This is a genomic window from Pontibacter pudoricolor (genome assembly GCF_010092985.1).
Taxonomy (GTDB): Bacteria; Bacteroidota; Bacteroidia; order Cytophagales; family Hymenobacteraceae; genus Pontibacter; species Pontibacter pudoricolor.
Genome location: NZ_CP048106.1, coordinates 47,189 through 71,588 on the forward strand (window position 1 = coordinate 47,189; position 24,400 = coordinate 71,588).

Genomic DNA, 24,400 nt, shown 5'->3' on the forward strand with positions numbered 1-24,400 from the left:
AAATATTAAGCTAAAGGTTTATGATACAGGTAAATGACTTGAAACTGAAAGATGATGTCTTGCCATTCTTCAATTTTACCAATAACATTTACGCTGAAGAACAACTGCTACACCTGCTAACTACTGCTCCGGAAACAGAAGATGAAGTTAGTGACAGAACAGCTGTTTTAAGGGGAATGATCGCGAATTGGGCTGTAATAGAGAACTTTACCTATCGCAAGCTTGATCTGCTGCAAGTGCACGATTTTATGGTAACTATAGTAGGGACTGACTTAAGCCGAAATAAGATGTATAGCTGGCTGCGCCTGAAAATAGCTGAAACAGAACGTCAGCAATTACAGGCCGGATTGGTGCAGTTGATACTCTTATTGAATGGGTTGCAGTTAAAATACCTGAATCGGATGAATAGTGCAGCTTTTCCGGGTAAATTTAAAACAGAACTGCTACATGCCATTTCATTTCTGAATAAACTCAATCTGAACAATCTAGCTAATGAGGTACAGGAGCATCGTTTTCAGTTGAGGGATGTAATCAGGTTTGCTGACCAACTGAAAATGATAGATAAACAGCAGGTTATTGCTTTCTGGAAGTTTATCTTCGCTTTTGAAGCTTACTGGTCTGTGGCTAAGGCCGTGCAAGAACATGGATTTACATTTCCAGAGTTTAAGGATGATTCGTTTGAAATAACAGATTTTTATAATCCGGTTATTAAACAGCCAGTAAAGAATACGCTAGAACTTCGTTCAGCCCAAAATGTATTATTGCTCACCGGGCCAAATATGTCAGGTAAGTCTACTGTGCTCAAATCAATCGGACTATGCGTGTACCTCACCCGGGTTGGCTTTCCGGTGCCTGCAGCTTTCTGTAGTGTACCCTTTTTTCAGACTGTTGCTGTTGCCATAAACCTAAATGATAATCTTAGAGAAGGTTACAGTCATTTTATGGCAGAGATTAATAACTTAAAAGCTATCCTAAACTCAACTCAAAGAGGGAACAAGTGCTTTGCTGTTTTTGATGAAATATTCAGGGGGACTAACACGGATGATGCTCTGGATATAACCCGGGAAACAATACATGGACTAGCCCAAAAGCAAGGTTCATACTTCCTTATTTCAACTCATTTGTTGCAATTGGAAGAATACCTGGATGGCAACACAGCAGATAGTATAAAGACATGTTTTATTGAGTGTAAGCTGGATCATACTATTCCTGAATTCACTTACAGATTAAAGCAGGGCTGGTCTCAACTTAAAATTGGCAGAATGCTTTTTGAAAAGGAAGGTTTAATTGGGCTACTCGCGAAGTAAACACTGAACGAACATTCTAATCAATCCTTTCCTTACGCCACATATTTCTTAATTACCTGAGCCAATTGGTGGCCAGGCAAGGCACCAGACTGGCGCCATACCGCTTCACCTTTATGGAAAAGGATGAATGTTGGTACGCCCTGTACACGGTATTGCGATGCAGCAGCCTGGTTATTATCTACGTTCACTTTTATAACTTTCAGTTTGCCCGAAAACTCTGACGCTACCTGTTGTATAACAGGGTTCATGGTTTTACACGGACCGCACCAATCGGCGTAAAAGTCTACTAAAACCGGCATGCCGGGGCTGCTGATAAGCTCGTTAAAGGATTTCTTGGCCATAGTCTTTCTGTTATTAAGTGTTATTACTTACGAAGTAATGCTGTAAAAGTATTCCCTACCCAACTGTTTTAATGTGCCGTACTACCCAGATCGCAATTAGTGTTATCAGGCAGGCCAGCACGCCATCCCAGCCAAAATGTTGTAATTTACCATCAGCCGCTTCCTGCACTATTAACCCGGAAATAAAGGCTGCAATGCCGGCGCTCAGCTGCTGTACAGATGAGTTGATACTCATAAAACTGCCACGCAATTTGGGCTCCACACTGGAGGTGATAAGCGACATGGCCGGAACAAAACGTGCCCCGAAAAAGATGAAGAAAACCGTACTGACTATAAGTGCCACATAATGCTGCACTGGTGGCAGGTTGGTGATCAGTAATATCGGAACTATGGAAAGGACAGCCGAGATGATAAACACTTTATGCTTGCCATGCTTGTCGGCTAGCCGGCCGGCCCACTGCGAGGTAAATACTGTGGCAATACCACCAAAAAGGTAAATGTAACTCAGTTCAGTTTCAGAAAATCCAACATTAGCCACCATATATGGACTAATAAAAGGCACCACCAGGAATCCCGACATCGTTAGCGTAACCATCAGCGTCATGGCCCATTGCAGATTTCGTTTCTGGAGTATCTCTTTTAAAACCAGGAAAGGATTTTGTTTAACGGCATTGGTAAGGTGTCCGCGCATTGGGGGCAGTAACTTAAAAGACGCAAGCAGAACCAGAAAGCTTAACCCGGCCAGCAGGTAAAAAGGCGCGTGCCAGCTGGATATACTTGCTAAATACAGGCCGACTGGCACACCCGCTATAGATGCTACCGAGAAAGCTGCCATTACTTTGCCTGTAGCCACACCGCGTCGGTGTTCCGGAATTGCATCACCTATTACTGCCAGGATAAGCGCACCCAGCACACCGCCAAAAGCACCGGCCACTACACGTGCCACCAGCAACATTACAAAAGTAGGAGCAAGCGCACAGGCCAGCGTGCCCAGCGTAAAACCGAGGTATAAGCCCAGCATGGCATGTTTCCTGTCGAAGCGGTCGATGAAAAGGGCGCTCAGGAAACCGGCAACCGCTGCACTGAATGTATAAGCCGAAACCAGCAAACCAAACTCGCTGGGGGAGATGTTGAATACGCGCATCAGCTGTGGCCCCAGCGGCATCATGATCACAAAGTCCATCATGTGGGTAAACTGTATGGCGGCCAGGGTAAAGATCAGCAATCCTTCGCGAATCTCTTTTTTAGGCACAAAATCTCCTGTTTCCGGTGCGGCAATATCTATAGGCTGATCGTTATTCATTTTCAAAGTTTGAGTATTGTAAGCAAATCAGGGCGGCAAATGTACAGATTAATCATACGTAAGGAGTAATAGTTACTGCTATAGTTTCAGGGGAAGTGTAATAAACCTGCTGCTATAGTTTAATGATTAGGTAAAATCAGGTAGATCTACCGTATGGCTGGAAAAAAGGAAGAGCACCATTGCGAGTTATGTGGACGGGAAGTACACCAGGTATCGCGGCACCACCTTGTTCCGAGGGAAGAAGGCGGACGTTACGGGGCAACCGCTGACCTTTGCCAGCCTTGCCATAGCACCTTACACCTGACCTTTACTAACCGCGAACTGGCCATACTTTACAACTCCATCCCTGCCCTGCAAACTGCCGAACCGCTCCAGAAATACCTGAAATGGGTAAAAGACAAACGCCTCGAACGCATCTCTAACCGCCGGGGCCGCAACAAGAAAAAGTAATTGTATAGTTTTTTACCCCTTCCCAGCCTTCTCCTTTTATCGAGGGCCCCTACCCCAGAACAGGGGAAGGAGCTTTTGGCCTTTGCTATAGTTGAGGTTATCGTTCTATAGTTGCTGTTTTAACCCACCCCTGCCCCTCCCGAGAGGGGAATTTTCTGTTGTTGCAATAGTCTAGCTATAGTTCTATAGTTTCTGTTTGTCATCTCCCTGCCCCCTTTAAAGGGGGACTTTCTGCTACAGTTTTTCAAGCTGTCATTTCGACCAGCGGGAGAAATCTGAGTTTTCTATAGTTGCAGTCCATCCACGGATAGGACAGGTTTACCTGTCCCTTCGGAACTATAACCACGATAAGGCGATGCAACTATGGCCTTTCAAACTATAGACAAAAGTAGCTATGCGAAAGATCTCAGTCTTTGGGTTGAGCGCCTTGTAGATTTCCGGTGCCGTGAGGCATTGCGAGGAACGAGCAAAGGAAATGTACACCGCGCGATGCCCGAAGACGGGGCCTCCCGGCCGTGAGGGCACCAAAGTTGGATTGAAACTATAGGTAAGTAGAGCTCCCAGGGTTAGAGTATATTTGAAAGGGAGGTTTGGTTCGGGTTGTAGAAAATCGAACTATAAGCTGAGATAGATTTCTCCTTGCGTCGAAATGACAAAAGAGTAAGTCAACTATAGGACATCTAAGGTTTCTCGACTAACGCTCGAAATGACAGGAGTGAAAACAAAATTTATTTATATAACTGAACAACCAAGATAACTGAACATCGAAGTTAAATGCCAATCAGCATGCCTCTTTTTTGCTTCTGTGGCGGCAGTTTCAGACCTTTATAGTTATGAGCAAAAAGCAGTTTATCCCCTTCTCGGAGCTGAAAAATAAAAAAGCTATAGTTGTAGATAGTACCCACCCCAACGGACTTACACTTTCGCACTGGCGCGGTGCACCCACCCCGGAAGCGTTGCGCGATGATACCAGCGCAGCTATAGTTCTGAATGCCATCCGTAACAACATTCCCGGCCTTGAACTGCCGTATGTAACCGCCAATCACTTTGACATTGATGGCTTTGTAGGGGTGTGGAGCTTGCTGAATCCGGAGCTTGCCATGGAACATGAAGAGCTTTTGCGGCAAATGGCCCTGATCGGCGATTTCAGAGAACTGGACCTGAACCACCCGCTGGCTGGCGAAGCACTGAAACTGGTTTGCTGGATAAACGCCCGTGAGCGCGAACTATTCTACAAGCCGTTTGCTGCCGACAACATGGAAGAGAAGGAGGCGATACAGTGCGTTAAGAAATTTGAGTATTTTCTGCCACGCTTTAAGCAGGTGCTGAAAGATCCTGACTGGGAACGTGGCGCCTGGGAAGATGAAGTAGGAGATGTGCTGCTCGGTTACCGCACCATGTACAGCCCTGCCACCAAACTTACCCGCCACCCCGAGATCGGGCTTATTATTATAGAAACTCCTGAGCCTGTACATTACTATGCGCTTTTCAGCAGAACGTCTGGGTTTGATATCGTGCTTGCCTGCTACGACAATAACCGCTACGAACTGGAGTACAAGTACACTACCTGGGTAGATATTGCCTCCCGGCCAACTTTGCCACGTTTACCAATGGCCCCGCTTGCTGCAAAACTAAATGCACTGGAGCAAAGCAACCGCACCTGGACGTACGATGCCGTAACCGAGACCGGACCGCTGCTGCGCCTGCAGGGCGATAACCTGAACCGCGAAGAAGCTTACGATAACCCAACCCAGCGCGAGATCTATAGTTCGAGCATAGAGGCAACAGACCTGAAAAATATAGTGGTGCAACATTACCGCGAAGCCTACCAGACTATAGCCCCTAACTATAACTGGACCTGGAAAGAAGTAAAGGCGCTGGGCCAGCAGGATTAACTATAAAAGGGTGTTGGAGTTAAGGGAGCAGATAACAAGGTATGATTGTTATCACTTTCAGGTTTTTTTCGTTTATCAGATTTGGCGGGTTGCTGCAATATTGCAATCTTAGCATATCACTGATACACAAGCTGAACCAGAACTCATGAAAAAGATTCTCTGCCCAACGGACTTCTCTAAAACCGCTGCAAAAGCATTAGATTATGCCATTTACATTGCCCGTAAAACGGGGGCGCATTTGTCGTTGCTGCACGTGGTACATTTACCTATAGTTGATACTTCGGAAACAGCACTGGTAGCGAGCGAATTACTGGGAGAGCAGATACGAGATGCCGGCGAAAGGTTAAGAGCCATGGTCAGGCAGATAGAAGAAATGCACGGGGCCAACCGTGGTGGAGGCTTTACCTGCGATTATATTTTAAAAGAAGCACTACTGATTGACCTGGCAAAGTACCTTACAGAAAAAGAAGGCTACGAGCTTATAGTAATGGGTACAACCGGCGGCGGAAATGCTTTGGAAGAGTTACTGATCGGCAGCAATACACAAGCCGTGGTAGAAGAGGTAAGAAGCCCGTTGCTGGCAGTGCCCGGCATTGCTGTAGCTCCTGACTTTACTAAAATTATTTATGCTACCGACTACACACCGGAAGATGTAAAAGCGTTGCACCAGGTGGTGAGTTTTGCTAATTTGTTCGGCGCTTGTGTAGACCTGGTACATGTATCAAAAGAATCAACGGATTCTATTAAAGAGCGGGCAAGTCATTTCTGGGACGAAGTAAGAGGTATCTTCCCGGAAACTGCGTTATGCATCAGGGAAGTAGTGAATAAAAAACCTGACGAAGGGCTGAAAGCATATTATCAGCAGGAAAACGGAAGTATTCTAGCCGTGCTGCGCCGTAACAAAGGTTTCTTTGCCGATCTGTTTACCCAGCGCCTCGCCGACCGCCTGACCTACCAGGCCGAAATGCCGCTGCTGGTACTGCACGAACAAAAATAAAGAAGCCCCGAAAGGGGCTTTTGCTTTACCTGATCTTATTTTCGTCAAAAATATCGGCGAGTTCTGATGCGCAAACGGTACAGTTGTAGCGGCCATACTCTTCTATTGCGCGTTGCAGCGATACATTTCTGAAAGTGCCCGTGCAGGTGCGGAGAATCTCACATGTATTATCCACATGAAAAATGTCTGACACGTTATCATCGCAGACCCACACACGCTTGCGCTCCATGCCTTTCGGAATAATATAAAATTCCGGTGCCGGGCGGCGCTGGGTAGTGTCAGCGGCGGTGGCTCTTTCGGTAGCAACAGGTGCTTCTTCCTGCTGTGTTTCTGTAGACTGGCAGGAGGTAAAAGCAGTGCTGCAAACTATAGCCAAGGCAATTGTTTTATAGTTCAGGCGGTGCAGTAAATCCGGGGTTTTGATGCTCATAAAGTGTATGGTTCGGGCAAATATAAGCGAAATGCAACTATAGCTTAGTGGTAAGTATGAAGCTTTTATGTGGTAACTATAGTTACTGAAGTTACTGAGCGACTAGGGACTTAACTATAGTTTTAATTCGGGCTGCAGGTTTTATCGGCACGACGGCCATATTGTTTTATTGCTAGGGCCTCTGTAGCGGTAAGTACCTGTTCTTTGCAGCGTTTCAGTACAGAGCAATCTCTGGAGTAATGATATACAGATGAGCCTGGACTGCTACAGATAAATACTTTTCTGGTGGTGGCTCCGGCTGGCAGGGGCGCGCTCTGTATGTCGGCTTCCTTTTTTGCTTTCTGTTGCGCTGCCGTCTCTTTCTTGTTCTTTCTGAAATCCCAGGGGGCAACAGGATTCGGACCTGCCCAAAGGCCGCGCTTCAGGCGACGTGCATCTGCTTCCAGGTTGGCCAGGCGGGTGTCTTTTGAGTATGCTTTATAGTGCCAGGCAAGCCCTTCTTTCACCAGTTCCTCGTTCAGGTTACGCCCGTCCGGTAAAATAATGGTGCCTACCGTTCGTCCGTAACGGTCTTTGTTATGCTCTATCAGCTTTACAAATTTACCAAATGCCAGGTCGGATGTAAATTGGCGCGAACGCTGCCCGAAGTCCTGGTTTTTCTCAGGAGCATCTACCCCGTATAGTCTTACTTTTATAGTTTGCCCGTTGCGGAGTAATTCTATCGTATCGCCATCTTTTATAGCTACCACTTTGTCGCCGGTAGTTGCGGTGGCAGGTGTTGTTACAGCAGCATCAGGGGTTGTAACGAATGTATCAGGGTGTTCGGCAGGCGGTGGAGCTGGTGTAGTTTGTTCCAGTTCGCGGGCACGTTCTTCTACTTCCCGTTGTCGCTCACGAAACTGTTCCTGTACCTCTTCTCTGTCGGTTTGTTTACAGGCAAATGTACTGAGTAGTGCTAAGTATAAAATAAAGGAGCGGAACATACAAAGGAGTTTAAATTAGTATACTTAACTAGAGCAGCTTTGTTTTAAGCGCAGGGTTGCATTTCGTTTTTGCTTGTAAAGTAAACTTTTAAATGCGCACTAAATAGTTTCAGCAGATGCAAGTTGTGTATTTATAGCTATAGTCTGGGTTGCAAGCGGGAGCGTAAATTTAAAAGTGCTGCCTTCACCCTCTGTGCTCTCCACCCATATCCTTCCACCATTATTGTCTACAAAGTCGCGGCACATGGCCAGGCCAAAGCCACTTCCTTTTTCTTTAGCGGTGCCGAGGCTGGTGTAGCTGCGTAAACCAAACAATTTCGGCAGTTTTTCAGCATTTATACCTACCCCTGTATCCCGAACGGTAACAAGCAGCATGTCATGGTCTGTAAGTTCTGTTTCTATGGTTATCATGTCGCCTTCGTTGCAAAATTTAATGGCATTAGATACCAGGTTACGGAGCACCAGTTGTATCATATCAACGTCAGCATAAGCTGGCATATCCTCCTGGGCCAGGTTGTGCATCTGCACGCCCTTGGATTTTGCCTGAGGTGCCAGAAGATCCAGGGTATTAGCTGTTAAACTATAGATATTGATCTGTTCGCGCTTAACAGAAGTGCCCTGCATTTGCGAACGGGCCCAGACCAACAGGTTATCAACCAGCCAGAGTGTGTTCTGCTGCTCAGCCTCCAGGGTTTTGGCAAAGTGTAAAAATTTCTCTTCCGGAATTTTACCCATAGCCAGCACCTGCAGTAACGATTTTAATGACAGTAACGGCCCGCGAAGGTCATGTGCAACTATAGAGAAAAGCTTGTCCTTTAACTGGTTCAGATTTTCAAGTTCCTCTTTTTGCTGTTGCAGCATCAGTGCCTGGGCAGCCAGTTCGTTGCGTTTCTTTTTTATATCCTCGCTATACTGGCTAACTTTCTTGTTTTTTCTGGAGAGTAGTTTGTTCAGGCGCTTCATGCGGCGGTTACCGAGGTAGGCAACTATAACAACTGTTAAGGAGAGAATCAGGAGCAGGACAGTTGCATACTGAACGATCGTTTTGTGCTCTATTTCCTGTTCGTGCTTTTCGTGTTCGGCCAGCAGTTTCAGGTTTTCTTTTTCTTTCTGCGCCGTTTCGTACTTTACCTGGAAACTGGTCGTCTGGCGAGTTATTTCTTCGGTGTTAATACTGTCGTTATAAGCCGCCGAAAGATGCAGGTACTGGTAAGCTTTCTCAAAGTCGCCTGTTTCGCTGTAAATCTTTTGCAGTACCTCTGCCGATGTTTTGGCTTCGTTTTTAGAGTAAGTATGCTGTGCTACATCAAGGCTTTGTTTGCCATATCGTTCTGCCTTTCTATAATCTTTCAGTCCAAGGTAAGTTTCAGCTAGGCCGCGGTAGGCATACGTCTGGTCGTGGAGGCTTTTTGTTTTACCCGACAACGCCAGGCCACGTTGCAGGTAGTGTAGCGCATTGCTGTATTTGCCCTGTTTCTGATACGTGTTACCAATATTTATGAGGCTGATAACGATGCCTTTTATATCGTTGGTCTTTTCTTTTAGCGGGAGCGATTTATGGTAGAAACGAAGCGCTACTTCAAATTTCTCCTCGCGCTCATACACATTGCCCAGGTTGTTAAGCGCCCTGCTGATAACCAAGGTATCCTGTATCTGGCTTGCCAGGGAAAGGGCTTTGTTATAGTATATTTTGGCTTTGTAATAATTTTTCTGGCTCAGGTAAATGTTGCCGATGTTGTTGTAGCTGGCGCTAAGGCCTGCCGTGTCTGCCAATGCCTCACGCAGTCTTACAGACTCATAGTAGAACTCAGCTGATGTGTTATAGTCCCCGAGGTTAAAAAAGCCTGCTCCTGTATTATTGTAGGCTTTTGCGATCAGGAGCTGATCATTTATAGTTTCAGCAATCTTGATCGCTTCTTTACCGTAGGCAACTGCTTTTTTGGGATCTGTATACCAATGTGCCTTGCTTAACTCGCAAAGCTCTTCTGCTTTGTGGCGCAATACATCCGCGTTATGGACCGGTGCATGGTGTGTGGTTGTCTCTTTCGGGACAGGTACGATAATAAGCAGTATAAATTGAATAAGTAGAGGTGCAATCATAGGCTGGCGGCTGGTAAAGTTTGTTTTATTAGGGTTTCAGGGCGGCTATATCTAAGCAAATATAAGAATTTTGTTATACAAAAGCATTCCTATATAATTGTTTTGGTGTGTTTTAAGAACGGGGCTATAGGATATTTTATAGTATGCCAAAAAGAAAAGCCCCTCACCTGAGTGAAGGGCTTTTTGAACTGAAAAAAGCTGGTTTGCTACTGTTTTACGCCAGGTACGCCAACAGGCATCGCACTGTGCCAGTCAAAGTCCGGTGCTTTACGTGCAGTAGGGGCCAGCTCGTCCATGGTATTGGCGTCGAACAGGCGACCGTTGCGCATCACATATTTAATCGTGTTGGTGTTACGGATGTTTTCCAGTGGGTTGCCGTCCATAATTACCAGGTCAGCCAGTTTGCCGTTTTCAATAGACCCGATATCACCATCCAGACCAAGCGATCTGGCGCCAAGTATAGTTGCTACTTTTAGCGCATCGTGGTTGCTCATGCCACCAGACTGCACAGACCATACTTCCCAGTGGTAACCAAGGCCCTGTAACTGGCCATGCGACCCGATACCAGCCAGGCCACCTTCTTTTACAAGGTCATTAACAAACTCCGCGTGACGAGAGAAAATGTGCTCATCTTTCGTGAACCAACCTGGTCTGCGGCGTGCCTTTGCATCTAATTCCGGCTTAGGTGTAAAGTAGTTCAGTTTTTTGTCACCTACCACATCTTCTGTAGCATAATAGTAGTTCTCAGCCCACGGCCCGCCATACGATACCAGCAGCGTAGGAGTATAAGCCATTTTGGTTTTGGCTACGAAATCAACCACATCTTTGTAAAGCGGGTAGATCGGGAAGGAGTGCTCGTGGCCCGGGTAACCATCTATGGCCTGCGTCATGTTCAGTTTAAAGTCAAGGCCACCTTCTGTAGTTGGTAGCAAGCCCTGCTCTTTGGCTGCCATAATGATCCACTGGCGATGCTGGCGGTTACCCACCAGGTACATTTTTATAGTCTTGGTGTTATAGTATTCGGAATACTGGCGCAATACATTCTTTGTCTGCTCCAGGCTCTTCAGGTTATAAGACCAGAAACCTACCCCAGGACCTGTTGAGTAAACTCTTGGACCGATCATTTTGCCGGCATCTACCAGGTCGCTGTACGTTAACACATCTGTTGTTCCGGTCTGCGGGTCGCGGGTGGTCGTAACACCGTAAGCCAGGTTAGCGGCATACATCCAAACCTGATTGGTATGCACACCCCAACGTGGCCACATGTGCGAGTGCGTATCTACAAAGCCCGGTGTTATCGTTTTGCCTTTTACATCTATAACTTTAGCACCCTGCGGCACAGTTAAAGAACCTGATTTACCAACTGCTTTAATGCGGTTGTTCTCCACCAGTATGTCACCATTCTCAATCACTTCATCACCGTTCATGGTAATAATGCGGGCACCCTGAAATAACACGATACCCTGTGGAATATCACGCGGAACCTGTATCGCAATTTTGGTTTCTTTCGGCTTGTAACCTTCTATAACGATGGCTTCTTTTTCGGCGTTGGCACTGTCAGTTTTTACTTCAGCCTTAGCATCCTTTTTCTTCTCAGCAGCCAGATCCATTTCTTCTTTCTTCGCTCTGGCTTCATCCAGGTTGTAAGAGAAGAAACCGTGTCCGATTGTCCAGTAAACGGTTTTGCCATCTGCAGACCAGCTTGGGAACTGTCCGCCGATCTCCGTTAATTTCCAGCTCGGGAACTGCGACGAAGCCACATCAGCTACCGATATAGTTGGCGTTTCGCCGCCTATAACCGGTATAGTTACTACATAAATTTCGTTGTTGATGAGTGCAAGTGCTTTGTCGCCAACTGGTGCTTTTATTAACACTGTTGCGTTTGAAGGCTGTTGTTGCGGCTCGCGCTCGTTCTGGTGCAGCATGTGGCACATTTCCTCCATCACGCCATCACCGTTCACTGTTCCAAACGTGGTAATGCCTTTTACTTTCAGGTATGATTTTTTGTCGGTACCATCCCAACGAATCGAGATCAGGCCTTCAGAATAGTTGAACAGGTAAATACGGTCGTCGCCTTTTACGAAGTGCGGGTTAGCACCCACACCTGCATTGGTAACAAAGGTGCTCTGGCCACCTTTTGCCGGTATCCAGTTTATAGTCTGGCGAGCGTCAAATGCGCCCGGTCCCGGATCTTCTCTGTAAGACTGTGCAGAACCTTTTGCAAATACGATGCGCTCTCCGTTCGACGTAAATACCGGCTCCTGGAACACGGCATTTTCCTGTGTCAGTTTGGTTGGTTTGCCTTTGCCGTTTGCATTTGTTTTATAGATAGCGCCACCGTTTTTCTCGTGCCAGGTAACGTAAGCAATTGTTTTACCATCCGGAGACCAGGTTGGCTGAGCCTGTGTAAAGTCCTGATCCGTTAAGCGTTTTGGCGTACCGTTCGGGAAATCCATAACATAAAGCCTGTCAAGGGCAGTAAAGGCAACACGCTTGCCATCCGGCGACACAGCTGCATCGCGAAGCTGCGTTACGGTCATCATTTTATCATCCTTGATCGGGTATTTAAAGTCCAGCTGAGGGCCAACTGCGATGTCTGTATTTACCTGGAAAGGAATCTCAAGTGCTGGACCGCCAGCAACAGGAATTCTGTGGATTTTGCCGCCATAAGACGCAATAAGCTCTTTGCTATCCGGGGTAAAAGACATGGCAGGCAACACACCAAGCGGTGCTATAGATTCCTGCTCGTCGCGCTGTACCGGGTAGGCCAGCCATTTCTCTTCACCCGTTTTCAGGTTCTGGGCAACTAAACCAGTTTGGTTGTTGTGGCGCGTACCATATACCAACCACTTTCCGTCCGGAGAAAGGGTAGGAGTGAAGGCAGAGCCATAGCGCGAAGATTTGCTGCTGATCTCACCGGTCTGGCGGTCGAACGTTGCCAGTTGGTACTGTGGTAACTGGGCATTATAGTTCCAGGCACCGTTACGCTGCGAAAACCAGATGTAACGACCATCTTTTCCGAAAGCCGGTTCCACTGTTTTCATGTTCTCAGGCTTACTGATAAGCTGTATACCTGTGCCGCCATCTTTGTGGTATAGGTGCAGTTTCAGGTTACGGCGACCTTTCGAGGCTACCAGGTATTCGCCATCCGGCGTCCATTCGGCAGAGAAGAAGTTCTCGTTCTTGCTTTTACTGATCTGCTTTGGCTTTTTGGTTGCCAGTTCCATTGTCCAGACGTTGTCCGTACCATCTCTGTCCGAAACGAACACGATTGACTTTCCGTCCGGGCTGAAACGCGCCTGTGTATCGAAGGCCATTCCGTCTGTTAGCTGCGTTGCTTTACCTCCTGTTATAGGCAGCAGGTACAGGTCACCCAGCATATCAAAAATAATCTGCTTGCCATCCGGGCTCACATCCAGCGCCAGCCACGACCCTTCGGACGTGTTGATGTTTATTTTGCGGGCACCTTCGAGGGGAAGGTCTTTTTTCTCCTCCTTCTTGTCTTTGTCTTTTTGGGTTTTGGCTGCCTCCTGGGCCATGGCCGGCTCCAGCAACAAGCCCAGCGAGCATAGCAGAAGCAGGTTTTTCTTCCAGCCGCCTATGTTCAGGTGTAGTGGTTTCTTCATGTTAGTACTGATTTTGAACAGGAAAGTATAGTTAGTCAAGGTGAATATACAAAAGAGATCTTCAGCATAAAATTGCTTTAGACCAACTATTATTAAAAATCGGCAGAGAGGCAGAATTACTGGCTTAATCTTGAAAATAATAAAGTGAGTTTCAGTTCTATAGTCCGTGCTGCTGGCGCGAGTCTCCGGACTCGTGATTATGCTGGTGTTGCGTATCCTGACGCAACTGGCCCGGTAGGGACAGCCATTGTCTGAACCGGGATTAAGTGAGATTTAAAGGATTTCTGGGATTGGGTTACTGCTTTAGTTGTGGCTATAGTTTTATAGTTGGCGTTTTACCCCTTCCCAGCCTTCCCCTAACAACAGGGGAAGGAGCTTTACGGCCTTTGTTATAGTTAGATTTTGTTTTATAGTTGTCGTCATAACCCACCCCTGCCCCTCCCAAGAGGGGAATTCCGGCTGTTGCTATAGTTTTAGTTATCGTTTTTTAGTTTCCGTTTGTCATCCCCCTACCCCTTCAAAGGGGGACTTTCTGCTAATGCTTTTTCGACTTGTCATTTCGACTAGCGGGAGAAATCTGAGGTTGCTATAGTTATAGCCCACAAACAGGACAGGTCGCGACCTGTCCCTACGGAAATACAACCACGATAAAGCGATGCAACTATAGCTGTTCAAGTAATTATAATGAAACTATCGAACTGATCTCAGTCTTTGGGTTGAGCGCCTTTGCTTTCTTGCGGTGCCGTCAGGCAACCCGAGGCACGAGGGTAGCAAGAAAGCAGCAGCGCGATGCCCGAAGACGGGGCCTCCCGGCCGTGAGGGCACCAAAGCTGGATTGAAACATTAGGTAAGTAGAGCTCCCAGGATTAGAAGTGACTATGGAATATGAGGCTTGGTTCTAAGTGCAGAGTCGCAAACTATAGAATCCAGATTTCTCACTTTGTTCGAAATGACAAAAGTGAAACTATAGAACACATAATGTTTCTCGACTGTGTTGGCTCTTTTCGACTCGCGCCTCAAGAATGCTCTGGATGACAAATGGAAGTGATAAAACTATAACGCAGACGCTAACACATTACCCTAACTATAAAACAACTAACTTTAAATCCTTAATTTAGCAAGCTGTAAACTATAGCTATGCCGCACCCCCTCGTTACCATCATCTGCCTTTGCTATAACCACGAGCGCTTTCTGAAAGAGGCACTTGACTCGGTGCTGGCACAGACATATCCAAACCTGGAACTGATTGTAGTGGATGACATGAGTACTGACAACAGCGCTGCGATCATACAGGAATACATTCAGAAATTTCCTCAGATAAACTATATCAGCACAGGTGTAAATGTGGGTAACTGCAGAGCTTTTAATATGGGCTGGCGTGCGTCTAAAGGTGAATTTGTAATTGACTTTGCGACCGACGATGTGCTGCTACCTGACAGGGTAGAGAAACAGGTGGAAGCTTTTGAGAAGACAGACCAAACGTGCGGTGTGGTTTATTCAGATGCGGAGTATATAAACGATAATTCGGAGCACCTGCATTACCATAGTCAGAAGTTTAAGGCAGCACCAGACGGTAATGTTTTTTCAGAAGCAGTAGGCCGCTATTTTATCTGCCCGCCTACCATGATGATGCGCCGGGAAGTGCTGGAAGAATTGGGCGGCTACGATGAAACACTGGCGTATGAGGACTTTGATTTCTGGGTACGGTCTGCCCGTAACTGGAACTATACATACCTGCCCGAAGTAACTACAAAACGCAGGTTACATCAGCATTCGTTGTCGCAGAAATTCTATAGTTCGGAGGGCCGTATGTTACAGTCAACTATAAAGGTGTGCGAAAAAGCAGCGGCTCTGGTAAAAACGCCATCAGAAAAAAGCGCTTTAATAAAAAGGTTAAAATACGAGATCCGGCACGCTTATCTTACCAATCACTTTACAGAAACTGCACAATTTCTGAAACTGCTGCGGGATCAGGTAATACAACCAGGTATAGTTTACAGCTTAATCAGCGTGCTGAGTAACAAGCAAATAAAGCTTAACGCCGTAAGAAACCTGTATCTCAGGCTCAGGTATAGGAAATAAAATATAAAGGAATTAAAAGATTATATATACTGTTCTATTTTTTATGGGTTTTCTACGTTAAACACTTTTCATTTTTTTCGTAGACTCTTAGATAGAGGCAAAAGGTAAGCTTACTACCTGATTAACTAATTGTTAACTCGCTTGCCATTTTTTCGCATTAATCAGTATATTTGATCTTTAATATAAGCACCAAAACATGATATCAGCAGTCGCCTCAAGAGTAGAAGTAATAAAATGGATGGAAGATTTTGTCAGTGAAAAGATCACTGAACTTCTTAAAACTGTAGAAGATAGCTGGCAACCGGCAGACCTTTTACCGGACGCTACGCTTGATAATTTCCTGAGTGAGATCAAACTTCTGCGCGAACGTGCAAGCGATCTTTCTTATGACCTGCTTGCTGTGCTGGTAGGAGATACCATTACCGAAGAAGCACTTCCTACTTACGAAAGCTGGCTGATGACAATTGATGGCTTACCCCAGGACCCGAACGGACCGTGGATGCGCTGGAACCGTGCCTGGACGGCTGAAGAGAACCGACATGGCGATGTGCTGAACCGTTACCTGTACCTGAGTGGCCGCATTAACATGCGCGAAATGGAAGCGTCTACGCAATACCTGATCGCAGACGGGTTTGACCTGATGACAGACAATGATCCTTATCGTTCGTTTGTTTATACCTCGTTCCAGGAAACAGCAACTAACATTTCGCACCGCCGTGTAGCGCAGTTGGCTAAAAAAGAAGGCGATAACGTATTGGCAAAACTTTGCGGCCACGTAGCTGCCGACGAAGCCCGCCACGCAAAAGCATACAAAGCGTTTGTGGGTAAGATTTTTGAAGCCGACGCAAACGAAATGATGCTGGCTTTTGAAGACATGATGCGTAAAAAGATCGTAATGCCTGCACACTACATGCGCGAGCTTGGTGTTGATCTTGGTAAAACATTTGGTCACTTCACGGATGCAGCACAGCGTTTAGGTGTTTACACTTCAGCAGACTACACCGATATCCTGGATGGCCTGATTAAAGAGTGGAAAATTGAAACCCTTACTGGTCTGAACGAAGCCGGTGAGCGTGCCCGCGATTATGTAATGGCATTGCCAGCCCGTTTGAAGCGAGTTGCAGAGCGTATGAAAGTTCCTGAATTAGAATACAAGTTCCGCTGGATAGCTTACTAACCAGCAGTTAAACTATAGAAAGAGGCAGGTTGCATCAGCAGCCTGCCTCTTTTGTTTTTACCTTCCCCCAGCCCCTTCCTAAAAACAGGAAGGGGAGTTTCTAAAGTATGTCGTGATCTTATCTTTAACTTCTGATATTTCTCTAGTACTTCATCGTTTCTGAATCTTAGTACAGTATATCCCCAATTTCTTAGCATTTCATCCCTGAGTTTATCATTCTCAATCGCTTCTGGTGTGTCGTGCACAGCGCCATCAACTTCAATTACCAACTTATCGGCGGCGCAGTAAAAGTCAACTATAAAGTTCTCGATACTGTGTTGTCGTCTGAACTTTTTACCGTGTAATCTCCAACTGCGAAGCTCCTGCCATAGCACTTGCTCTGCAAACGTCATTTCGTTCCGAAGTCTTGTCCGCTGCTCCTTCAGATGAGGTAAACTATGTAACTGATCTTTTCTCATACTCTTGTTTCAGCATCGAACACCATAAAGCTGAAAGCTGTTCCACACCATCCTGAAATCTCCCCTTCCTGTTTTTAGGAAGGGGCCGGGGGAAGGTAAACCTCGTATACAGAACATTAGATACAGTCCGTTGTTATACTACATATACACTTTACAACTATGGCTTTAGGGTACAGATTTGCAGAATTTATTCCGCCGGAAGATGAAAAGCCGACCTTTGAAACGTTGCTTAAGATTTTCCTGCAGTTGGTAACTATAAGCTCCGGCGATGTGGCCGAAGCGCTTGCCTGGCTCAGTTCTTTAGACAAACAATATAACCTGACGAGTGATGAATACGGCATCGGCGATTTTATAGAAGACCTGAAAAAGAAAGGCTACCTGGATGAAAATCCGCAGGAGCGGGGAAGTTTTAGCTTAACTGCCAAGAGCGAACAAGGCATACGCCGCAGCGCCCTGGAAGAGATATTCGGGAAACTGAAAAAAGGCGGACAAGGCAGCCATGCAACTCCACACACCGGCATCGGCGAAGAAGCCAGCACCGACCAGCGCGAATACCGTTTTGGAGATGCACTGGAACAGATATCCATGACTGAATCTATCCGGAATGCGCAGGTAAACCATGGACTTGGCGAATTCAGGCTAACGGAGCAGGACCTGGAAGTAACAGAAACGGAGCACAAAACACAGGCATCCACCGTGCTGATGATCGATATTTCACACTCTATGATCTTGTATGGCGAAGACCGTATTACGCCTGCCAAGAAAGTAGCCATGGCGCTGGCCGAACTCATAAAACAAAAATACCCGAAAGACACACTGGATATCATCGTTTTCGGGAACGATGCCTGGCAGATTGAAGTGAAGGATTTGCCTTACCTGGAAGTGGGCCCTTACCACACAAATACCGTTGCTGGTTTAGAACTGGCCATGGATATTCTGCGGAAACGGAAAACACCTAACAAGCAGATATTTATGATAACCGACGGAAAACCAACCTGCCTGAAAATTGGCCTGAACTACTATAAAAACAGCTTTGGTTTGGACAGGAAAGTGGTAAACAAAACCCTGAACCTGGCAGCGCAGTGCCGCCGACTTAAGATACCTATTACCACTTTTATGATCGCATCGGACCCATACCTGCAGCAGTTCGTAGACGAGTTTACAAAAGTGAATAACGGGCAGGCCTACTATAGTTCACTGAAAGGCCTCGGCCACTTGGTATTCCGCGACTACGGCCAGAACCGAAAGAAAAGCTTTTAAGATTGTTTTTTCTTTAAAGAGTTAGCATACATAAATAGTAGGATCAGGGCACCAAATATTGTGTAATAAATAGTAGGGTTTAGTTCAAAATATATTCTGGAGATGAATGCTATAATAAAAATTAAGAAGCCTATCATCTCGAGCATTTTATAAAGCGGGATTCTTCTCATAAAGGGAAGATACAGTTTATCCCAAAGATTCCATTCATCAATTAAACATTTTAGCCATTCAACTATAAAAGAATGAACTATAAAGACATACCAGCAGAGAAGTTACTGAACATTAAAACACTGGGGCAACTGAAAGCAACTGGTTACGAACCGCAATCGGTGAAGCAGGAACTGCGCCGCAACCTGATAGATAAATTACAGAATAAAGAAGAGGTTTTCCCGGGCATTTGGGGATATGAGGAAACTGTAATTCCGGATATGCAACGGGCCATACTCTCGATGCACCATATAAACCTGCTGGGTTTGCGCGGCCAGGCCAAAACCCGTATTGCCCGCCAGATGGTTGACCTTTTGGACGAATATATACCGGTAGTGCAGGGCTCGGAACTGAACGATGACCCACTCCAGCCGCTCTCGCGTTATGCCAAAGATCTTATTCATGAACATGGTGACGACACGCCTGTAAGCTGGCTGCACCGCAACGACAGGTATACAGAAAAACTGGCTACACCCGATGTTTCGGTTGCCGACCTGATCGGTGATGCCGACCCGATAAAAGCGGCTACCATGAAGTTGCCATACTCCGATGAACGCGTGATCCATTTCGGGTTGATACCGCGCTCGCACCGGGGCATTTTTGTGATAAACGAGTTGCCCGATCTGCAGGCGCGCATCCAGGTTTCGCTGTTCAATATTCTGCAGGAAGGCGATATTCAGATCCGTGGTTTTAAGGTGCGCATGCCACTCGATATCCAGTTTGTGTTTACAGCTAACCCCGAAGACTATACCAACCGTGGTTCTATCGTTACGCCGCTCAAAGACCGTATCGATTCGCAGATCATAACGCACTATCCTAAAACAATTGAGACCGGGAAAAAAATTACGTTGCAGGAAGCCAGGGTTAAAGAAGAGCAGAGCGAGCTGGTAAAAACCAACGACATTATCGGCGACCTGATTGAGCAGGTTGCTTTTGAGGCCCGGGAAAGCGAGTACGTCGATCCTAAGAGTGGGGTATCGGCACGACTAACGATATCGGCTTTCGAGAATCTGCTGAGTGCCGCTGAACGTCGCGCTTTACTGAACGGGGAAAAATCAACTTACGTGCGGGTGTCCGATTTCCTGAATACCATACCGTCGGTGACTGGTAAGGTAGAACTGGTTTACGAAGGCGAGCAGGAGGGAGCAGGCCATGTGGCGCAGGTGTTGATGGGTAAAGCAATACGCACACAATTCCTGAAGTATTTTCCGGACCCGGATAAAGCCAAAAAAGCGAAGGACGGTAATATCTATAAAAAGATAACCGACTGGTTTGGCGATGGGAATACGGTAGATATATTGAACGATGCCGCAGCCGCAGACTATAAGAAGAACCTGCAAAGCATACCCGGTTTAACGGAGCTTATAGAGAAACAGCAACCCAAAGCTAAAGGCGATGAAAAACTGTTTATGATGGAATTTGCCCTGCATGGTCTGGCCGAGCACAGCCAGCTGAGCAAGAGCCGTTTAAGCACCGGTTTGCAGTTTAAAGACCTGCTGAGCGGCATGTTTACGATGCCAAAATTCGGGGAGGAAGACGAAGACGACTTTTAAAGTTAGAAGGTTAGAAAGTTAAAAAGTTAGAAGGTTAAGGGCAGGAGTTTGTAGCTTCTGCCCTCTCTGTTACGGCGCTTTTCAGGCTGAGCACAACTATAGCTTTGTTATTTCTTTATTGCTTCTATCGCATAAACAAGAGGCAACTTTCCGGCCTTCAGTCGGTACCTGTTGCCATCCTGCGCCATATCTTTAAAAATGTTGTAAGGCGAGTAATTGTATTCCTGGAAATCTGTGAGTTCAAGGCCATTCTTTAACAACGAGCCAATTACATCGCTGAGTGGGTGGTTCCAGGTATAGGAGTTGTTTTTGATGGGTGCATCCTTATCGGCATAAGTTCCTTCTTCCAGCTCAACTATAGGTCCATCGTTAAAGTACGAGTACAGGATATTTTCCTGGTTGTTATCATACATCCAGATAAAAGGGTGAAACTCTATCAGGTAATAGGTGCCGCCGGGCTTCAGAAACTTGCTGACTATAGTTGCAAAGGCGTTCATGTCGGGGTGCCAGCCGATAACGCCATAAGAGCAGAAAATGATATCGAACTGCTCGTCCAGGTACTTATCCAGTTCCAGCACATTACAGCAGATAAAGCGGGCATCCAGGTTAAGCTCCGTAGCCAACTCTCTTGCCTTCTCAATCGCTACTTCCGACAGATCCACACCCGTAACTATAGCGCCCATTCGTGCCAGCGACAAGGTGTCCTGCCCGAAGTGGCATTGCAGGTGCAGTATCTTTTTGCCAGCTACATCGCCGAGCAGTGCCAGTTCTATGTCGTTCAGCGAGTTACGGCCGGCTTTAAAAGAGGCTACATCGTAAAATTCTGAATGTATGTGCGTTAGGGTCCGGGTATTCCAGAGCTCACGGTTTACTTGTAGGTAATTATCAGGCATAAACTATAGTTAAACGTTTAAAAGTTACCGGTAATGCGTCGGCGGCCTACAAGCATGTATACAACGCCAACTATACCGCTCATCAGCAGCATCCCGAAGGCCCACATTATTTTCTCTGACTTGTTAATGTTGGTAGAGCTGATGATCTCCTGTAGCGCAAGCAGGATAAATACGATCCAGATGCCGATGGCGGAAAGAAGAATGGAATCGGACCCCGGCCAATGCATTATTTTAAAGAGTGCACCCACCAGGCCCAGGCAGAAGGAGAGTATAAAAAGTGTGCTTAAAAAATAATTGTGGTTCATGGCCTCAGGAAATTTTTAGTTTAAGCCTGTGCCGCCAAGCACAGTAAATTCCATGCCTTTTTCGGGCTGTCCGGCCAGAATCGGGATGGCTTTGCCAATTAATTCTCTTACACCTGTAAGCTGTAATGAGTTGTCATGATCTTCTTTTGAATCCCAGACCTCATAAATCCACACAGTATCAGCGTTTTGATGGTCTTTGCTGATGACATATAAATGGCAGCCTTTCGCAGTTTTAAGCAGTTCCGATGCCTGCAACAGGATAGCAGCCAGTTCGTCGCCTTTGCCTTGTTGTGCTGTTAGTTTGCCGTGCAAGCCATATTTTGTGTTTTCGGGGTTGTGCATATATTTAGAGTTGTTGGCGGCTGGTGCTTTTGGCCGTGTCAATTATAGAAGCGATTTTCTGCTGCGAATCATTATAAGCATGACAAGACCAAACAGGATCTCCATGGTTGCGCCCACCAAAAGTGTTGTATGCGAAGGTGCATGCATGGCAAACAACAGAAAGGCTGCCATCCCTAGTCCACTACCTAGTGCCCAGTAGAGCCTGGAACCATAGAGCGTTGCAAAATGCAAATACCTGCCCCCGATAATAAGAAGCATGCCCTGGAAAAACCATTCTACTTTCTGAAAAGACAACCCATAGGCCAGCGGTAGGCACATGATCATAAATATAGTACCTTCCATGGCAAGTTTTCCAAGGGGATTAGTCTGTGCGTGCACACCACTCGCTCCCAGCGCTTTATTGAGCAGCATGCCAATAGGGTGAATAAAGACGCCTCCTACAAGCAAGGCCCAAACCGCTTTGTCTGGAGATACATATAGGGCTACAAGTGCTGAAATAAGCCACACCATCCCGGATACTATCACCCCAGGGTAACCATGCAGGTAGGCAACCCGCATATCCTGTTGGGCATTTTTCAGGTGCTGTATTTCCTGTACAGCGTCTTTTGTAACTGAATCAGCATTTACCAATGTCATTTTATTCATCCGGTTTAGTTTATGAGAATTTCAGTTAGGTTCTATTTTTTGATTTGTTACACTTTTGCCAACTATAGCATAACACACAACACACACACATTTGCAATACCGTAGTGGGCATTCACTTTTAAAGTTAATCCTAAACTAAAAATAGTAAAATTTATATGCTTTGTAAGTCACAACTCCAACTATAGTTTAGTAGCGCTCTAAAGCTCGAAAGTTGTTAAGCCTACTGGTTTGTTAAAATGCTGAAACTATAGCTTCTGGATTTATAGCCGGCAACAGCAAGTTCATCCTTCATCTATAGCAACTCTAACTGAAACATTCCCTTTTTTCCGGAATTGTTCTACATACCGATGCGCGTCTTGTATTTCGTTTAAATTATAAGTTCGGTCTATTATGGAAGTTAATTTACCGGCTTCAATTATCTCTTTGATCAGGATCAGATCCTGTTGCGTTGGTTTTGTCTGCCCGTTAACCGAAATAAAGCTGCCAGTTGGTTTCAATAATTTTTTAGAATCAGACTTCTTTATTTTACCTACTGCATCAAAAATCAGATCAAATTTTTCCTCTAAAGCCGTAAAGTCCTCTTTTTTATAATCCACTGTTTTATCTGCTCCGATCGACCTTGCCAACTCGGTATTATTTGTACTGCATACCGCTGTGATTTCAGCACCAAAATATTTGGCTAACTGTATGGCAAACGTTCCAACACTTCCTGAAGCGCCATAGATCAATACTTTCTGGCCTTCGCTAATCTTGCCTTTGCGCAAACGCGACAAGGCAGTTAAAGAGCCCAAAGGTACAGTTGCAGCCTGCTCAAAAGTCATGTTAAATGGTTTTAAAGCAATTACATCGGTTTCGCGCAAACACCGGTATTCTGCATACCCACCAAATTTGTACCCACAAAAGGCAAAAACGGCATCACCTGCTTTGAACGTTCTAACTTCTTTTCCTACTTCCTCTATAACGCCCGCCAATTCGAAACCAAGTATCTTTACTCTTTTAGGTTTGAATAAACCATTGAATAACCGGGTTAAAAAAGGATCTGCTTTTCTCATTCGCCAGTCACCAGCAGTAACTGAGGTTGCATAAACCTTGATCAAAACCTCATCGCTTTTGGGTACAGGTTTATCAATATCCTGTAATGTCAGAACATCCGGAGCTCCGTAACGCTCATAAATAACTGCTTTCATATAATCTGTTTCGTTATAATCGTTTAATTTTTAACAGTTATCTACTAAGCAACAACATACACCAGTCCACCTTATTGCAGGTGTTCCTGGTTTCGCTTCCACCATCTCTATTGTTTATCCCAAACTAAAAATAGTAAAAATTATATACTTTGCTACTAACTCAATCAACTATAGTTTAGTAGCGCTGTAAAACTCAAATGCTGCCAAGCCTCCTGATTTGTTAGAAACCTGAAACTATAGTTTCCGGAGTTATACATGAGCGGTAACTATAAAAACAGAAAAGCCGCTCCTCACTGGAGCGGCTTTCAGGCAATTGTTATAGTTTGCGAAGCTTATTCTTCGGTCACTACAATCTTTTCGATCTTATCGTTGGCCTTTATCTGGTCTATCACCTCATCGCCTTCAACCACTTTACCAAAGCAGGTATGGTTACGGTCTAAGTGCGCCGTGTTTTTGCGGCTGTGGCAGATAAAGAACTGAGAGCCACCCGTGTTACGGCCTGCATGTGCCATGCTCAGCACTCCACGGTCGTGGTACTGGTTCTCGCCGTTTAGCTCACAGTCAATTTTATAACCAGGGCCACCTGTACCAGGTACGCCTTTGGCACCTTCGCGCGAGTTAGGGCAACCACCCTGTATCACGAAATCAGGAATAACACGGTGAAATGTCAGGCCATCGTAAAAGCCGTCTTTTGCCAGTTTTATAAAGTTTTCAACTGTTTTAGGAGCGTCTTTTTCGTAGAACTCTACTTTCATTACGCCTTTGCCAGTATGTATTTCTGCGGTTTTCATGCGTTTTATTAATTAGTTGTAATTTATGATCTAAAAACAAAAGTACGGATTTTATAGTTTAAGAAGAC

Annotated in this window: 21 protein-coding genes; 8 read left to right on the forward strand and 13 right to left on the reverse strand. The window is 45.8% G+C overall.

Annotated features, from left to right (window positions below):
* Window positions 1-20 precede the first annotated feature (20 nt).
* On the forward strand, window positions 21-1,307 hold the full coding sequence (locus tag GSQ66_RS00200; protein WP_162425606.1) for a MutS-related protein: 1,287 nt from the start codon (window positions 21-23) through the stop codon (window positions 1,305-1,307).
* Between the two features lie 32 nt (window positions 1,308-1,339).
* Here the strand turns inward: GSQ66_RS00200 and trxA are convergent, their stop codons facing one another.
* Together trxA and GSQ66_RS00210 are read right to left on the reverse strand one after the other, a co-directional pair.
* Complete coding sequence (trxA, locus tag GSQ66_RS00205) at window positions 1,340-1,648, reverse strand: thioredoxin (RefSeq protein ID WP_162425607.1); 309 nt, start codon at window positions 1,646-1,648, stop codon at window positions 1,340-1,342.
* A gap of 55 nt (window positions 1,649-1,703) precedes the next feature.
* On the reverse strand, window positions 1,704-2,951 hold the full coding sequence (locus tag GSQ66_RS00210) for an MFS transporter (RefSeq protein ID WP_162425608.1): 1,248 nt from the start codon (window positions 2,949-2,951) through the stop codon (window positions 1,704-1,706).
* Window positions 2,952-3,104: 153 nt separating this feature from the next.
* Here GSQ66_RS00210 and GSQ66_RS00215 point away from each other — a divergent pair, with 153 nt between their 5' ends.
* The 3 genes from GSQ66_RS00215 (at window position 3,105) to GSQ66_RS00225 (ending at window position 6,293) form a co-directional block, all read left to right on the forward strand.
* Window positions 3,105-3,401 (forward strand): HNH endonuclease, encoded by a 297-nt coding sequence (locus tag GSQ66_RS00215; protein ID WP_162425609.1) that lies wholly within the window; start codon window positions 3,105-3,107, stop codon window positions 3,399-3,401.
* Window positions 3,402-4,234: 833 nt separating this feature from the next.
* Entirely contained in the window at window positions 4,235-5,296 is a 1,062-nt protein-coding gene (locus tag GSQ66_RS00220) for a DUF6687 family protein (RefSeq protein ID WP_162425610.1), read from the forward strand.
* Between the two features lie 145 nt (window positions 5,297-5,441).
* Window positions 5,442-6,293, forward strand: coding sequence for a universal stress protein (locus GSQ66_RS00225; protein ID WP_162425611.1), 852 nt, complete (start codon window positions 5,442-5,444; stop codon window positions 6,291-6,293).
* Window positions 6,294-6,318: 25 nt separating this feature from the next.
* On the opposite strand, the gene GSQ66_RS00230 is transcribed toward GSQ66_RS00225, so the two are convergent.
* The 4 genes from GSQ66_RS00230 to GSQ66_RS00245 all read right to left on the reverse strand — a co-directional run bounded on the left by GSQ66_RS00230 (window position 6,319) and on the right by GSQ66_RS00245 (window position 13,432).
* Window positions 6,319-6,723 (reverse strand): hypothetical protein, encoded by a 405-nt coding sequence (locus tag GSQ66_RS00230; RefSeq protein WP_162425612.1) that lies wholly within the window; start codon window positions 6,721-6,723, stop codon window positions 6,319-6,321.
* Between the two features lie 122 nt (window positions 6,724-6,845).
* Window positions 6,846-7,706, reverse strand: coding sequence for a thermonuclease family protein (locus tag GSQ66_RS00235; protein ID WP_162425613.1), 861 nt, complete (start codon window positions 7,704-7,706; stop codon window positions 6,846-6,848).
* Window positions 7,707-7,805: 99 nt separating this feature from the next.
* On the reverse strand, window positions 7,806-9,806 hold the full coding sequence (locus tag GSQ66_RS00240) for a tetratricopeptide repeat-containing sensor histidine kinase (protein WP_162425614.1): 2,001 nt from the start codon (window positions 9,804-9,806) through the stop codon (window positions 7,806-7,808).
* A gap of 206 nt (window positions 9,807-10,012) precedes the next feature.
* On the reverse strand, window positions 10,013-13,432 hold the full coding sequence (locus GSQ66_RS00245; RefSeq protein WP_238395759.1) for an amidohydrolase family protein: 3,420 nt from the start codon (window positions 13,430-13,432) through the stop codon (window positions 10,013-10,015).
* Window positions 13,433-14,569: 1,137 nt separating this feature from the next.
* On the opposite strand from GSQ66_RS00245, the gene GSQ66_RS00250 reads away from it, so the two are divergent.
* Complete coding sequence (locus GSQ66_RS00250; protein ID WP_162425615.1) at window positions 14,570-15,514, forward strand: glycosyltransferase family 2 protein; 945 nt, start codon at window positions 14,570-14,572, stop codon at window positions 15,512-15,514.
* A 196-nt stretch (window positions 15,515-15,710) separates the two neighbouring features.
* Window positions 15,711-16,691 (forward strand): acyl-ACP desaturase, encoded by a 981-nt coding sequence (locus tag GSQ66_RS00255; protein ID WP_162425616.1) that lies wholly within the window; start codon window positions 15,711-15,713, stop codon window positions 16,689-16,691.
* Here GSQ66_RS00255 and GSQ66_RS00260 read toward each other — a convergent pair.
* On the reverse strand, window positions 16,688-17,149 hold the full coding sequence (locus GSQ66_RS00260) for an endonuclease domain-containing protein (RefSeq protein ID WP_162425617.1): 462 nt from the start codon (window positions 17,147-17,149) through the stop codon (window positions 16,688-16,690). The two genes, GSQ66_RS00255 and GSQ66_RS00260, sit on opposite strands and share 4 nt — an antisense overlap.
* 159 nt (window positions 17,150-17,308) lie before the next feature.
* On the opposite strand from GSQ66_RS00260, the gene GSQ66_RS00265 reads away from it, so the two are divergent.
* Window positions 17,309-18,409, forward strand: coding sequence for a vWA domain-containing protein (locus GSQ66_RS00265; RefSeq protein WP_162425618.1), 1,101 nt, complete (start codon window positions 17,309-17,311; stop codon window positions 18,407-18,409).
* 242 nt (window positions 18,410-18,651) lie between these two features.
* Window positions 18,652-20,169, forward strand: a complete 1,518-nt coding sequence (locus GSQ66_RS00270; RefSeq protein ID WP_162425619.1) for a sigma 54-interacting transcriptional regulator — start codon at window positions 18,652-18,654, stop codon at window positions 20,167-20,169.
* 107 nt (window positions 20,170-20,276) lie between these two features.
* On the opposite strand, the gene GSQ66_RS00275 is transcribed toward GSQ66_RS00270, so the two are convergent.
* The 6 genes from GSQ66_RS00275 to GSQ66_RS00300 form a co-directional block, all read right to left on the reverse strand.
* Window positions 20,277-21,062: a class I SAM-dependent methyltransferase gene (locus GSQ66_RS00275; protein WP_162425620.1), complete on the reverse strand. Its 786-nt coding sequence runs from the start codon at window positions 21,060-21,062 to the stop codon at window positions 20,277-20,279.
* Between the two features lie 17 nt (window positions 21,063-21,079).
* Complete coding sequence (locus tag GSQ66_RS00280) at window positions 21,080-21,367, reverse strand: GldL-related protein (RefSeq protein ID WP_162425621.1); 288 nt, start codon at window positions 21,365-21,367, stop codon at window positions 21,080-21,082.
* Between the two features lie 15 nt (window positions 21,368-21,382).
* Window positions 21,383-21,709 (reverse strand): putative quinol monooxygenase, encoded by a 327-nt coding sequence (locus GSQ66_RS00285; RefSeq protein WP_162425622.1) that lies wholly within the window; start codon window positions 21,707-21,709, stop codon window positions 21,383-21,385.
* Between the two features lie 42 nt (window positions 21,710-21,751).
* Window positions 21,752-22,354, reverse strand: coding sequence for a DUF7010 family protein (locus GSQ66_RS00290; RefSeq protein ID WP_202923378.1), 603 nt, complete (start codon window positions 22,352-22,354; stop codon window positions 21,752-21,754).
* Window positions 22,355-22,635: 281 nt separating this feature from the next.
* Window positions 22,636-23,541 carry an NAD(P)-dependent alcohol dehydrogenase gene (locus GSQ66_RS00295; protein ID WP_162425623.1) on the reverse strand — a complete coding sequence of 302 codons (906 nt, stop codon included), beginning with the start codon at window positions 23,539-23,541 and terminating at the stop codon, window positions 22,636-22,638.
* A gap of 332 nt (window positions 23,542-23,873) precedes the next feature.
* Window positions 23,874-24,332, reverse strand: coding sequence for a peptidylprolyl isomerase (locus GSQ66_RS00300; RefSeq protein WP_162425624.1), 459 nt, complete (start codon window positions 24,330-24,332; stop codon window positions 23,874-23,876).
* Window positions 24,333-24,400 lie beyond the last annotated feature (68 nt).